10 protein-coding genes are annotated in these 13,098 nt (G+C 71.7%); 8 read left to right on the plus strand and 2 right to left on the minus strand.

Going from position 1 to position 13,098, the window contains the following annotated elements:
- The first annotated feature begins 161 nt into the window (after positions 1-161).
- Positions 162-809 carry a TetR/AcrR family transcriptional regulator gene (locus PV734_RS41030; protein WP_319096293.1) on the plus strand — a complete coding sequence of 216 codons (648 nt, stop codon included), beginning with the start codon at positions 162-164 and terminating at the stop codon, positions 807-809.
- 59 nt (positions 810-868) lie between these two features.
- Here the strand turns inward: PV734_RS41030 and PV734_RS41035 are convergent, their stop codons facing one another.
- Complete coding sequence (locus PV734_RS41035; RefSeq protein ID WP_415924353.1) at positions 869-3,919, minus strand: AAA family ATPase; 3,051 nt, start codon at positions 3,917-3,919, stop codon at positions 869-871.
- Between the two features lie 179 nt (positions 3,920-4,098).
- On the opposite strand from PV734_RS41035, the gene PV734_RS41045 reads away from it, so the two are divergent.
- From PV734_RS41045 to PV734_RS41055, 3 genes are all read left to right on the plus strand, one after another.
- A complete protein-coding gene (locus PV734_RS41045) occupies positions 4,099-4,806 on the plus strand; it encodes a helix-turn-helix transcriptional regulator (protein ID WP_415924354.1) in 708 nt (235 codons plus the stop codon).
- Between the two features lie 228 nt (positions 4,807-5,034).
- Positions 5,035-5,736: a DUF4255 domain-containing protein gene (locus PV734_RS41050; protein WP_319294530.1), complete on the plus strand. Its 702-nt coding sequence runs from the start codon at positions 5,035-5,037 to the stop codon at positions 5,734-5,736.
- Positions 5,733-7,814, plus strand: a complete 2,082-nt coding sequence (locus tag PV734_RS41055) for an ATP-binding protein (protein WP_319294532.1) — start codon at positions 5,733-5,735, stop codon at positions 7,812-7,814. Before PV734_RS41050 ends, PV734_RS41055 begins: the two co-directional genes overlap by 4 nt.
- 85 nt (positions 7,815-7,899) lie before the next feature.
- Here PV734_RS41055 and PV734_RS41060 read toward each other — a convergent pair whose 3' ends face one another.
- Positions 7,900-9,348 (minus strand): hydrolase, encoded by a 1,449-nt coding sequence (locus PV734_RS41060; RefSeq protein WP_319096297.1) that lies wholly within the window; start codon positions 9,346-9,348, stop codon positions 7,900-7,902.
- A 337-nt stretch (positions 9,349-9,685) separates the two neighbouring features.
- Here PV734_RS41060 and PV734_RS41065 point away from each other — a divergent pair, with 337 nt between their 5' ends.
- From PV734_RS41065 to PV734_RS41080, 4 genes are all read left to right on the plus strand, one after another.
- On the plus strand, positions 9,686-11,272 hold the full coding sequence (locus PV734_RS41065) for a phage tail sheath subtilisin-like domain-containing protein (protein ID WP_319096298.1): 1,587 nt from the start codon (positions 9,686-9,688) through the stop codon (positions 11,270-11,272).
- A 75-nt stretch (positions 11,273-11,347) separates the two neighbouring features.
- The gene (locus tag PV734_RS41070) at positions 11,348-11,791 is read left to right on the plus strand and encodes a phage tail protein (protein ID WP_006375239.1); all 444 of its coding nucleotides are present in this window, start codon (positions 11,348-11,350) and stop codon (positions 11,789-11,791) included.
- Positions 11,791-12,279, plus strand: a complete 489-nt coding sequence (locus tag PV734_RS41075; RefSeq protein WP_319096299.1) for a hypothetical protein — start codon at positions 11,791-11,793, stop codon at positions 12,277-12,279. The genes PV734_RS41070 and PV734_RS41075 overlap by 1 nt, the downstream gene beginning before the upstream one ends.
- Positions 12,276-12,434, plus strand: a complete 159-nt coding sequence (locus PV734_RS41080; RefSeq protein WP_319096300.1) for a DUF6760 family protein — start codon at positions 12,276-12,278, stop codon at positions 12,432-12,434. Before PV734_RS41075 ends, PV734_RS41080 begins: the two co-directional genes overlap by 4 nt.
- Positions 12,435-13,098 lie beyond the last annotated feature (664 nt).

Here is a 13,098-nt window from a genome sequence, read left to right on the forward strand (position 1 = left end):
ACACCACCCCCCCAGGTCATTCGTTCGACAGGGGGGAACAGTCATGCCGGACCCGGAGGCCAGCGGCCCTCTTGCAGGACCGCGAAGAAGATAACGGGGGAGGGTGAGGGCGGCTATTCGTGATTCGGCTGTTCGGTACGCCGTATCGTACAGTGACCCTTATGCCCCGGCACTCCCCTTCCCTGGATCGCGCCACCCCCGACCGCATCGCCGACGCCGCCCTGCTGCTGGTCGACGAGAGCGGACCCGAGACGCTGACCTTCCGTGCGCTGGCCGCGCGGCTGGACATCTCCCTCGCCTCGCTCCAGCGGCGCTGCACCGACCTGGCCGGGCTGCTGGACCTGTGTACCGACCACCTCGCCGCCCGGCTGCCCGACATCGAGCCGGGCACCGACTGGGCCACCGCCACCGAGACGCGGTTCACCGCGCTGTACCGGCTGCTCGTGGCTCATCCGGGACTGGTCGCGCTGCGCGGGGCGCGGCCCTGGCTGGGCCCGAACCTGCTGGCCCGCCTGGTCGAGCCGCAACTCGCCGACAGCCTCGCGGCCGGGATGAGCCCCACGGAGGCGATCACCGCGTACCGGAGGATGTACCTGCTCACCCTCGGCAGCGCGAGCTTCGTCGACCACCGCGACCCGAAGGCCGCCCAGGCCGCCACGCGTACCGCGCTGGCCGCGCTCGACCCGGCGGAGTTCCCGGTGCTGACCGGCCACCTCGCCGCCATCGTGCCCGCCGTGACCGACAGCGAGGTCTACTACGGCGCCCTGCGCCAGCTCATCGATGCCGCCTCGCCCGTCGTCAACGGATGACAGGGGTGGCAGGCGTGACAGGGGGACAGGGGTGACCCTGCGGGCCGGCCGCGTCGTCCTTACGGCGTGGCGGTCCGAGGGCCCGCACCGGGACCGCCACGGCCCAGCGCCCCCGTCAGTTCCCCCCTCCTCCGGATGCCCAACTTCCGGTAGGCGCTGGTCAGATGGGTTTCCACCGTGCGGCGGGCCACGTGGAGGGACTCCGCTATCTCCGTGTTCGTGCGGCCCTCCGCCGCGAGTTCCGCGATCCGGCGTTCGCTCGCCGTCAGGGTCGTCGCCGTGCGGCGGGCGCCGCCCTCGCGGAGGGCCTCGTCGGCGGCGGACCGGAGGCGTACGGCGCCCAGGTGCTCGGCGCGTTCGGCCGCCTCGCGCAGGGACTTGCGGGCGCGGGTCCGTTCGCCGGCGGCGATGAGCTGGCGGCCCCGGGCGATCAGGGCCGGGATCAGTTCCGTATCGACGGAGGCGTCCCGCAGGACCCGTACGGACTCGTCGGACAGGTCGAGGCCGCGGCGCCCGCCCGTCGCTGTGCCGAGTACGCGCAGTGAACGGCCGATCAGGCGCGGGGTGTTCCAGACCCGGGCCAGCCGCAGTTCCTCCTCGGCCAGTGCGAGCGCCTCCCGGGGGTGGCCGAGGGTCAGTTGGCACTGGGCGGCGGCGGCTCGCCAGGGTGTGACCACCGGGCTCAGTACGTCGCGTGCGGACTGGCGGCGCCCGCACTCCAGGAAGTCCCCGAGGGCGCCGGCCGGATCACCGGAGGCGGCGCGCACCACGCCCCGCGCGTACAGGAAACGGTTCAACTCCCAGGAGTCGTGCGCCTCCCGCAGGTCGAAGGCGTCGGCGAGCCGCCAGGCCTCGTCCAGGCGGCCGGTCTCGACGAGCGCGAGCAGCACGTGCGCCTCCGCGTTCGTCGGACCGTTCCCGTTCCCGTTCCCGTGTCCGTATCCGGGGCCGGGGCCTGCCGCTGTCGTGGGTTTCCTCTCGTCGACCGACTCGCCCCACGGTTCCGTCCCGGTCCCCACCCCGGCCGCCCACTCCCACCCGAAGCCGAACCCGAGTTCCTCGCTCTCGGCTGTCTCGGCCGTCCCGTCCCTTCGCCACGACTCCGGCTCGCTCAGCAGCCGCCTGTAGTCACCGCGGGCGGCGGCTATGTCCGCGCGTACGTTCAGCAGGGCCTCGTGCATCGGGTGCAGCAGGGTGGGGCGCTGGCCGGTCAGGCCCCGGTCCGTCAGGCGTTCGGCCTCGTCGAGTTCGTCGGCCCACTGGGCCACCGCCGCCGCCGTGCCGAGCAGGAAGGGCTCCGCGAGCGGGCCCGCCGGCTCCGTGAGCAGGGCGCGTACGCGTTTCATGGCGGCGTCCGCCGAGGTCAGGCCCGCGGTCGCCTCGTACCGTACGAGAAGGGCGCGGCCGGCGGGGCCGAGTGCCTGGGGGGAGTGTTCGGCGGTCTCGCGCAGCCGGCGGTACGTCTCCTCGCGGATCGTCTGGTCGTGGTCGGAGAGCAGGGCCGAGGCCGTCTGGACCGTGCGGAGCAGGTCCGGGTGGTCCGTCAACTGGCCGTCCAGGTTGTGCAGCAGGGTCACCGCCGCGCGTGCCTCGCCGCGTCTGGCCAGCGCCGTGCCCAGGGCCACCGCCGCCTGTACGCGGTACCGGGGCTGACCCGGCAGCCGCATCGCTTCCGTGAGCCGGGGGATGCCCGCCGAGGAACGTACGGCGGCGAACTCCAGCGAGCCCAGCTCCGTCAGCACCTCGGCCCGGCGGCCCGCCGACATCGGCTCGGTCAGTGCCCGGCGCAGCAGGACCACCGCGTCGTCGGTGCGGTCGTCACGGACCGCGCCGGTGGCCGCGTCCAGGAGGGCGTCCGTCGCCCACGCCTCGGCCACCGTGCCCGACCGCAGGAGCTGCCCGGCCACCGTCTCGGTCGGGTCGCCGCGCCGCAGCATCGCCTCGGCCGCCGCCCGGTGTGCCGCCTGCCGGTCGGCGGCGGGCCAGCCGGCGAGAACCGCGTCCCGCAGCAGCGGGTGGGCGTAGCGGGGACGGCCGTCGACGCCGAGGCGCAGCAGACCCAGTCGGGTCATGGCGGTCAGCCACCCTCGAACCCGCGCCGGATCCGACCCCGACCCTGCCTCTGACCCTGATGATCCCGACACGCTCAACTCGCCCGATGCGCCCGGTGTGCCCAACGCCCCCATGGATCCGACGGTTTCGATGAACAGCTCGACATCGGCGCCCTCCGGCAGCTCGTCCAGCGCGGCGAACACGCGTGCCGCGTCGGCCGTGGCGGCCCCGGCGCTGTCGAGCCACCAGGCCACCGCCGCCGGGTAGGCCCCCGGATACAGCGCGGCGCACGTCTCCGGGAGCGCGGCCGGTGTGCCGGTGGTGGCGTCCAGGTCCTCCAGGAGGGCGCGCAGGAGCAGCGGGTTGCCCCCGCTCGCCCGTACGTAGTCCGCCACCCACCTCTTCGGCGCGTCGCCGACGGCCGAACGCACCAGCTCCGCCGCCGCGTCGCGACTCAGCGGGGCGAGGGTGTGGGTGCGTACGAGAGCGGGGGAGAGGGTGTGGACCAGCCCGGCGGACGGCGGGTCGACGTCGTACTGACTGCGCTCGGTCACCAGCAGGAGCACAGGTAATCGGTCCACCCTGCGCGCCGCCTCGATCAGCCAGCACCGGGAGTCCTCGTCCGCGAGGTGTACGTCGTCCACGGCGACCAGCACCGGACCGTCGGCCGCGTACGCGTGCAGCGAGCGCCAGAGCCTGGCGGCCGGGTGCGGGGCCTCGACGGGAGACTCCTGTATCGGGGACAGCAGTTGCTCTACGACCGGGAGGTGGACGCCGGTCGCGCTGCCCTCCGCGGAGCAGCGGACGCGCAGGACGCGCATGCCGTGCGTCTCCGCGTGCTCGGTGGCGGCCTCCAGGAGGGCGGTACGGCCGGTGCCGGTCGCGCCGCGCAGCAGGACCAGACGGCCCGTTCCCTCACGGGCGCGTGCCGCCTCGTCGGCAACCAGTGCCAGAGCCTCCCGGCGCTCATACAGCGACGATGACGATGACGATGACGACGATGAGAGTGATGACGACGACGAGAACGACGAGTGCGATGAGGACGATGGTGAGGGCATGCCTGCCTCCTGTCTTGGGTAGGTAGCGGTCGGTCTCGTGGTCGAACTGGTGGCCGATCTCGTGGTGTCTCTCGTGGTGGTCCACGATTGTGCGTGCCCCATCAGCCACAGAAGTGTGGGATGCGCACGTCTGCCACCGACCCCTCGAAGGTGGCGGCACCTGACCCTGGGGGCAGTTCTTGCGCACCACACTCCGCACCACAGGCCCTGGCACGGGGGCCGGGACCGGCACGAGGGCCAGTAACGGACCGTCGTCGGAACCCGGGCGCCGCGTACCCGTCGCCGTGCACGCGGCCGACCCGATCTCGCGCGCCGGCGCGGTCAGCCAACTGCGACAGCACCCGGTGGTCGAGCTCCGGGAGGAGGCCGACAGCGGACCCGGCGTCGTGGCCCTGCTGGTCAGCGAGACCCTCGACGACACGACGCTGTCGCGGCTGCGCCGACTCGTCCGCAGCGAGGGCGCCAAGGCCGTCCTCGTGGTGGGCATGCTGCGCGAGAACGAACTCCTCGACGTCATCGAGTGCGGTGTCGGAGCCATCGTCTGGCGCCATGAGGCCACCGGACACCGGCTGGCGCAGGCCGTACTCGCCGCCGCCCGGGGCGACGGCGACCTGCCCTCCGACCTCCTCGGCCGTCTCATCAGCCAGGTGGGCACACTGCACCGCACGGCGGCCGGCCAGCCCGGTGCCCCCACCTCGGGCCTCGCGCCTCGCGAGGTCGATGTCCTGCGCCTCGTCGCCGAGGGGCTCGACACGGGGGAGATCGCCAGCAAGCTGTCCTACTCCGAGCGCACAGTCAAGAACGTGATGCATGGACTCACCACACGGCTGCATCTGCGCAACCGGGCGCATGCCGTGGCCTATGCCTTGCGCGAAGGCTACATCTGATCGAACGGGCAATCGGAAACGGCGCGCGGACACCAACTCATGCCCGTCACCCGTCCCTTGCGTGCCTGCGCGGACAGGCGCCCATGACGGCACGATGACCGTGGGTACGGGAACACGCGCGCCGGGGACCGAAAACGGCACGCACCCGCCCGGTAAGAGCAGGCCAGTACGGCAAGCAGGGCAGTACGGCGGAGCAGGGCAGTACGGCAGGGCGGCGGGAGCGCGACAGTGATCCACGAGGTGGACGAGGTCCTCAAGGGGCTGCTCGGTGGTGGCGCCCTCGCCGGATCCGGCATCGACGTCTTCTTCGACGCCCCGACCCGGGACTGGGCCGCCCGACGCAACGGCCCCGCGATCAACGCCTACTTGTACGACATCCGTGAGGACACCGCCCGTCGCCAGCGCGGCACCGTGTCCATCCGCGACGAGCGTGACGTGATCGTCCGGCGCCGACAGCCACCCCGCTGGTTCAGGCTGTCCTACCTCGTCACCGCCTGGACCAAGCAACCCCAGGACGAACACCGCATCCTGTCCGCCGCGTTGACCAACCTGCTGCCTCGCGAGCTGCTCTCGCCCGATGAACTCCCGGCTCCCCTGCGCGAGTTGGGCCTCTCTGTCCCGCTGTCCGTGTCCGGGGCCCATACGGAGTCCCGCTCCCTGGCCGAGATCTGGTCCGCTCTCGGCGGTGAACTCAAGCCGTCCCTAGACCTCGTGGTCACGGCCCCCTTCCCGGCCTACCCCGAATACGACGCCGGACCCCCGGTCACGGAGGGCGCCGCCGTCCGCGTCCGCGCGATCGACGGCTCGCTGGAGGACTCCCCCGAACGGGCCCATCAGCCACGGCACTTGGAGAACGGACGTACAGGGCGACAGACAGGGCGGCCGGGGCAGTCGGCGGAGCAGACGGGGACGGGGACGCGTACCTCATGACCTCCGCGACCCTTCGGACCTCCGTGGCTTCCGGGCTTCTCGCCCGCCTCTCCCAACTGCGTGCCCAGGTAGCACGGTTGGTGGAATCACGCAGCGCCGATGACCCGACGGCCGACGATCCGCTGCGTGGGCTGTACCTGTCCGAGGAGGCGGTACGGCACCTGCTCCTGCGGCCCGGAACCCAGGAACCGCAGGACTCCACCGAGGAGCGGCCCGGCCTCTCGCCCGTGGTCGACGGTGACGACCCGATGGCGCGTCTCGCCGACCGCCTCGGCCTCCTCGCCCTGGACGTCCACATCCTTCTCGCCGCTCTCGCCCCCGACCTCGACCGTTCCTTCGAGCCCCTCTACGGCTATCTCAACGACGACGTCGGCCGCCGCCGGGCCACCACCGGCCTCGCCCTCGACCTGTGCGGACTCCCCGTGCACGAGCCGGCGGCCAGGGCCCGCTTCCATCCTTCGGCGCCTTTGACCGCGCTCGGCCTTCTGACCGTCGAGGAGCCCGAACGTCCCTTTCCCAGCCGCCAGTTGAGCGTCCCCGACCGGGTCGTCGCCCACCTCCTCGGCGACGACACCCTGGACGCGGCCCTCGCCGGCCACATCCGACCCCTCGCACCCAGAACCCCGTACGCCCCAGCTCCGTCCCTGTCTCCATCTCCCTCTCCGTCGTCGTCCTCCGCGACGGAGTTCGCCGTCAGGCTGGCCGCGCTGCTCACCGCCAAGGCTCCAGGTGATCCGCGACCACCCACCGTCTACCTGCGCGAACATCGCGAGGGCGACGGGCTGGCCTGCGTCACGGCGGCCCTGCACACCGCCGGACTCGACGCGCTGCACTTCTCCGGGCCCGAGGACAGGGTTCCCGACCTGCTGCGTGAGGCGCGGCTCAGTGGCCGGGTCGTCGTCGTGTCGCCCCTGCCCGAGCAACCAGCGGCCCTCGTCAGGGCGTTGACCGGGCCGAACGTGTCGGACGTACCCGTGCTGCTCACCGGGTCCGGCCCGTACGACCCGCACTGGTCCGAGGACGATCCGCTGGTGCTTGAGGCACCCCGGCAGGGGGCGGGACAGCTGGACGTCTGGGGAGACGCACTGCGCCGGAGCCCGGACCAGCCCCATGACCTGGGATTCGAGCTGGCGGCCACCGTCGCCCCGTACCGGCTCGGCGCCGACCGCATCGCGCGGGCCGCCCGGGCCGCCCAGGGTCTCGCCGGCTTCGACGGGACGCCGCTCACCGCCGACCATCTGCGGCTGGCCGCCCGCCAGCAGTCGGCGTCCGGGCTCGAACGGCATGCCCGGCGCATCCGGCCCGACGTCGGCTGGGAGGACCTCGTCCTCCCCGGCAAGCCGCTCGCCCAGCTGCGCGAACTCGCCCTGCGTGCCCGCCACCGCGGTCAGGTCCTCGGCGACTGGCGGCTCAGCGCGGGTGGCGGCCGGGGCCGGGGGGTGCTGGGACTGTTCGCGGGGGAGTCCGGTACCGGCAAGACGCTGTCCGCCGAGGTCGTCGCCGCCGAACTCGGCCTGGATCTCTATGTGGTTCAGCTGTCGTCCGTCGTCGACAAGTACGTGGGCGAGACGGCGAAGAACCTCGAACGGATCTTCAGCGAGGCCGACCGTACCGACGCCGTGCTCCTCTTCGACGAGGCCGACGCCGTCTTCGGGAAGCGTTCCGAGGTCAAGGACGCGCACGACAAGTACGCCAACATGGAGAGCGCGTATCTGCTCCAGCGGCTGGAGTCCTTCGACGGTATAGCGCTGCTCACCACCAACCTGCGCGCCAACATCGACGAGGCGTTCACGCGCCGGCTCGACCTGGTGGTCGACTTCCCGTTCCCGGACGCCGGCCAGCGCCTCGCACTGTGGCAGCACAGCCTCGCCCGGGTGCCCCGCGCCCCAGGCACCGACCCGGCGCGGGTCGCCGACGCCTTCGAACTGGCCGGCGGTTCGATCCGCAGCGCGGTCGTCACGGCCGCCTACTCCGCCGCCGGACGCGGTGAACCGGTCACGGCGGCGGACCTGCTGGAGGGCGCCGAACGGGAGTACAGGAAGGCCGGCCGACTGGTGCCGGGCGAGGGGGCCTGGTAGGCGGGCCCTCGCCCGGACATCGACACCGACACCGACACCGTCGATGTCGCCGTCGATGCCGATGCCGATGTCGCGGGGCCGGGGCTCACACGGTGAAGCGGACCGCCTCCAACTGCTTGTGGTCCTCCACCCGGCTCCCGATGTACTTCCAGTTGCCGGGGTCGGTGCAGACCACGCCCAGCCAACCGCCGTCCGCGACATGGGGGTTGCCGCAGACGCTGCCGTCGAAGACCTGGATGGTGAAGCCCTGCAGGGATTCGGCCGACTCCTTGGTGCTGCCGAGGTAGTTGTCCACCCCGTCCGCGACCTGAGTCCACTCGGTGTCCTTCCAGATCTTGTACTGGAAGGCACCGCTGCCCTTGTTCCCCTTCGTGCCGGACGTCGCGATGTTGAGCGCCTTGATCGGCAGCCCCTTGCCCACCGTGCCCGCCTCGGCGCCGTCGCACACGGGCTCCTGCCAGCCCTGGTCGGCCACGTAGGCGCGGTAGCAGATGTGCCGGCCGGCGCTGCGCGCCGCCAGTCGCGTCACCGCCACGGCGGCGGTCACCACCTGCGGCTTCGGCGGCTTCGTCTCCTTCTTCGGCGCGTCACCGCCCCCGCCCCCGCCGCTGCCGTTGCCGCCGCTGCCCCCGCCGCCCGCCGGCGGGGTCTCCGCCGCCGGGGGCGGGACGACGACGGGGTCCTGGGCGGGCTCCTGACTGGGCGCCACGGGCGGGCTGCTGAGGGCGGCCGTGGGGCTCGGCGGCGGAAGGGTGCTGACGTTGCCGGCCTCCGTGAACTCCTTGGCCCGCGTGCCGACTTGGGGCCGGTAGGAGATCCAGAGCATGACGAAGGTGATGGCGAGGGCCAGGAAGATACCGAGGAAGGTGGCGAGCCAGCGAGGCAGGAAGCCGCGTTGTACGTACGTGCCGTCGACGTCGATCGGTACGGCGCCCGAGCGTTGCACGGCCAGCTTGAACGGCCGTTCCTCCTTGCTGCCGAACCAGATGATCTGGCGTGGCTTGAGACGGGCGTCGACGAACACCGCACGCCCCGGCGCGACTTGGACGCTGCCGGGGTGGATGTCGTAGGAGAGGTTGTCGCCGTTGTCGCTGCCGCTGATGGACGCGGTGAGCTTGGTGTTCCCTAGATTGTCGACGGCCAGTTTCGGGCGCCCCCGGAAGCGGCCCTTCACGGTCGGCGGGACGAGTTCGGCCCGTACCTCCGAGAATGGGGTGATCGTCAGGTTGCCCTCGGGGACGGTGGTCGCCTCCGGGTGCTCGGTGGGTGTGATGCGGACGGCGTACGGGTTCGGACCGGCCGTCGCGTCCGGGGTACGGGGCGGGGCGAAGGTCAGGTCCACCGTGCCCGTCGTACCCGGGTAGAGACGGACCGTCTGCGGCTCCACCCGGGTCCAGGGGGCGATGGGGCCGACCGGCTCGAAGCGGTACTCGTCGACGACGTCACCGGTGTTGCGCAGGCGCAGTCGGACGGTCGTGCTGCCGCCGGGGTCGACGGTCGCGGAGGCGGGCTCCAGGGAAGTCCAAAGGCTCACTGGGGTGTTCACTTCCCGGGTGTGTAGGTGATCTGGGCCGCGGCGACCGCGCTCCCCGAACGGTCCGATTCCGGTCCGGTACGGGCCAGTTGGGGCGGGTCCCGTCGGGCCCGGTTCGGTCGGCCCCCCAGCCTTACCGGTGCGGGCGGGTTGGAGGGAGAGCCGAAGGGGCAGACGTACGGGCAGGGCGGACGGGGCCCGGGGCCGCAGAGCCTCCTGGGCTGCCCTTGCGGGCACGGGAGTTGCCCCTCACCAGGTACCGCAGGCCGTTCCGGTGGACGGGGCGCGCGCGTGAGGGTGAGAGGTGTCCTGTCTCGTACCCCGAGGAGATCAGAGCATGCCGTCCTACCTGTCGCCCGGCGTATACGTCGAGGAGGTGGCCAGCGGCTCACGTCCGATCGAGGGAGTGGGCACCTCGGTCGCGGCCTTCGTCGGCCTCGCGCCGACCGGCCCGCTGAACGAGCCGACACTGGTGACCAACTGGACGCAGTACGTCGCTGCCTTCGGTGACTTCACCGATGGTTACTACCTCGCGCACAGCGTCTACGGCTTCTTCAACAACGGCGGCTCGGCCGCCTACGTCGTCCGGGTCGGCGGTGCGTCCGGCGGTGTCGTGGGCGGCTCCGCGCCGTCCAGAGCTGTCGCGGGTGCGGGCGACCGGGCCGCGCTGTCGGCCGGGGAGCCGAAGCAGCTCGGCACCTTCAGTGTGACCGCGATAGCGGGCGGCTCGCTGAACGTCGAGATCGCCGACCCGGAGGGCGAGGGCCCGGCCGAGCGCTTCAAGCTGATCGTCAAGGACGGCGACAAGGCCGTCGAGACGTTCGACGTGACCGCGAAGAAGGGCGGCCGCAACTACGTCGTCACGCAGGTGAAGGAGCGCTCCAAGCTCATCACCGTGCAGGAGACGGCGCCCGCCGCGCAGCTCGTCCGCCCCGACAACCAGACCGTGGCGCTCGCCGCCCCGGCCGCTCCCGCCCCGGTCGCCCCGGCGGCGGTGGAGAACGAGGGCGAGCACGCCGGCGCGGCCGAGTACCTCGGCGACTCCGCCGACCGCACCGGGTTCGGTGGCCTGGAGGCCGTCGACGAGGTGTCGATGGTCGCCGTGCCCGACCTGATGGCGGCCTACCAGCGCGGCGCGATCGACCTGGAGCAGGTGAAGGCGGTCCAGCTCGGTCTGATCGCCCACTGCGAGCTGATGGGTGACCGCGTCGCCGTCATCGACCCGCCGCCCGGCCTGAACGCCCGTCAGATCCGCGTCTGGCGCCAGGAGACGGCCGGCTACGACTCCAAGTACGCGGCCCTGTACTACCCGTGGATCAAGGCGTTCGACCCGGCCACCGGCCATGCCCGCATGATCCCGCCGAGCGGCCACATCGCCGGCATCTGGGCCCGCAACGACTCCGAGCGCGGTGTGCACAAGGCGCCCGCCAACGAGGTCGTACGCGGCGCTGTGGACCTGGAGATGCAGATCACCCGGGGTGAGCAGGACCTGCTCAACCCCATCGGCGTCAACTGCATCCGGGCCTTCCCGGGCCGGGGCATCCGCGTCTGGGGCGCCCGCACGATGTCCTCCGACCCGGCGTGGCGCTACCTCAACGTGCGCCGCTACTTCAACTACCTGGAGGAGTCGATCCTGATCGGCACCCAGTGGGTGGTCTTCGAGCCGAACGACCACCAGCTGTGGGCCCGTATCCGGCGCAACGTCTCCGCGTTCCTCGTCAACGAGTGGCGCAGCGGCGCCCTGTTCGGCCAGCGGCCGGAGGAGGCGTACTACGTCAAGTGCGACGAGGAGACGAACCCGCCGGAGTCGGTCGACCTCGGCCGTGTCGTCTGCGAGATCGGTATCGCACCGGTCAAGCCCGCCGAGTTCGTGATCTTCCGGCTGGCCCAGTTCTCGGGCGGCAGCGGCGAGTTGGAGGAGTAGGCCCGCTCTCCGGATTCACGCGCGACAGCCAAGTCCCCCAGAAACGCCCAGAGTCAAGAGAGTTAAGAGAGCCAGATGAGTCTCCAGCCGGGTGACGCCCTCACCTCACACAATTTCGGCCTGCAGATCGACGGCGTGATGGTCGAGTACCTCGCCGAGGTCAGCGGCCTCAGCATCGAGCAGGACGTCATCGAGTACCAGCAGGTCTCCGCCCAGGGCAAGCCCGTCACGAAGAAGCTGCCGGGCGTGAAGAAGGCGGGCACCTGCACGGTCGTCCGCGGGATGACCCAGTCCTCGGCCTTCAACCAGTGGATCACCGAGTCGGTCGCCGGTCAGATGGCCACGGCCCGCAAGAACGCCACGATCATGGTCATGGACTACATGAACAACCCGGTCAAGCGCTACAACATGCGCAACGCCTGGTGCAGCAAGATCGACACCAGCACGGTGAAGGCCGGCGAGGCGTCCGCGCTGCAGGAGACGGTCACGATCACGTTCGAAGAACTGGTCATCGAGTAATGCGTCGTACGGCTCCCAGGCCGGCCGGGGCCGCAGTCGCCGACCCCGGTCCGGCTTTCCCCGGGGCGGAGGCGGCACCGGCGACGGAACAGGTCGCCGCCGCCTCGGCTCCCCAACGGCTGCGCACCGAGTTCGAGTTCGAGCTGCCGCGCGGGTACGTCGACGAGACCGGCACGGTGCATCGCGACGGTGTGATGCGGCTGGCAACGGCCCGGGACGAGCTGATCCCCCTGCGGGACATGCGCGTCCAGGAGAACCCGGCGTACCTGTCGGTGGTCCTGCTCGGCCGGGTCATCACCCGGCTCGGCTCGCTGCCGCTCGTGCACGACGGCGTGGTGGAGAACATGTTCGCCTCCGACCTCGCCTTCCTCCAGGACTTCTACCGGCAGATCAACGCCGAGGGACACACCCGCGCCGGGGTGACCTGCCCGCACTGCGAGCAGCCGTTCGAAGTCGAACTCGGCGGGAGCCGCCTGGGGGAATCGTGACGTACGCGAGCGACCGGCTGTACGAGGAGATCGCGTACGTGGCCTACCACTTCCACTGGAGCATGGACGACATCCTCGACCTCGAACACCGCGACCGGCGCCGATACACGGACCGGATCGCGGCCCTTGTCACGCGCGGCGCGGGAGAGGGGTGAGGTCGTGGGGATCGTCGACCGGTTGAGGGCACGTCGCCGTGGGGCCGAGGGGTCCGATGGGTTCGTTGGGGTTGAGGGCGCGGCAAGTTCGCGCTCCAGTGGGGGAGTTGACGTCGGGGGTGAGACCGGAGGAGGGGACACGTCCCCTTCCGGGTCCCGTGCTCCGTCGGCCGGGTGGTCCGCGTTGCCGCCGATGCAGCGCGCGACCGCCGTCGGCCGTACGGGAGTCGCCGACGCCGGTTTCGCCACCCGACTCACGACCTGGCAGAACCCCTCCTTCACCGGCACCCTCTCCCACGCCGTCCTCGACGACGCGCCGAGCGGCCTGGTGCGCGGCGCGCTCGTCGAGTCGCGGGGGCCGGGACCTGGGCTTGAACTGCCGTCAGTGTCCATGCCGTTGGCCGTGATGGGGGACGCGGAGCCCGGAACGGCGGGAGGTGCCGCTGCCTCTGGTGGGGCTTTTGGTACGGCTTCCGGTGCGGCTTCCATCCAGCGTGTGGCGTTTCCTGGGGCGGTCGCTCGGGCGTCGGGACCTCGGGTGGTGGCGGTGGGCGGGACGTCGTCGGCCTCGGGTTCGGGTGCGGTTTCGGGTTCGGCGTCGGCTTCGGGCGTGGCGCCTGTTGCCTCTGCTGGAGGTGCTGGAACTGATGGAACTGCGGGTGAC

The organism is Streptomyces sp. AK08-02 (assembly GCF_033795085.1).
GTDB lineage: Bacteria > Actinomycetota > Actinomycetes > Streptomycetales > Streptomycetaceae > Streptomyces > Streptomyces echiniscabiei.

Coding starts and splice junctions, on each gene's coding strand:
- PV734_RS41030 (WP_319096293.1), top strand. CDS start 162: ATGCCCCGGCACTCCCCTTCCCTGGATCGCGCCACCCCCGACCGCATC.
- PV734_RS41035 (WP_415924353.1), bottom strand. CDS start 3,919: ATGCCCTCACCATCGTCCTCATCGCACTCGTCGTTCTCGTCGTCGTCA.
- PV734_RS41055 (WP_319294532.1), top strand. CDS start 5,733: ATGACCTCCGCGACCCTTCGGACCTCCGTGGCTTCCGGGCTTCTCGCC.
- PV734_RS41065 (WP_319096298.1), top strand. CDS start 9,686: ATGCCGTCCTACCTGTCGCCCGGCGTATACGTCGAGGAGGTGGCCAGC.
- PV734_RS41070 (WP_006375239.1), top strand. CDS start 11,348: ATGAGTCTCCAGCCGGGTGACGCCCTCACCTCACACAATTTCGGCCTG.
- PV734_RS41075 (WP_319096299.1), top strand. CDS start 11,791: ATGCGTCGTACGGCTCCCAGGCCGGCCGGGGCCGCAGTCGCCGACCCC.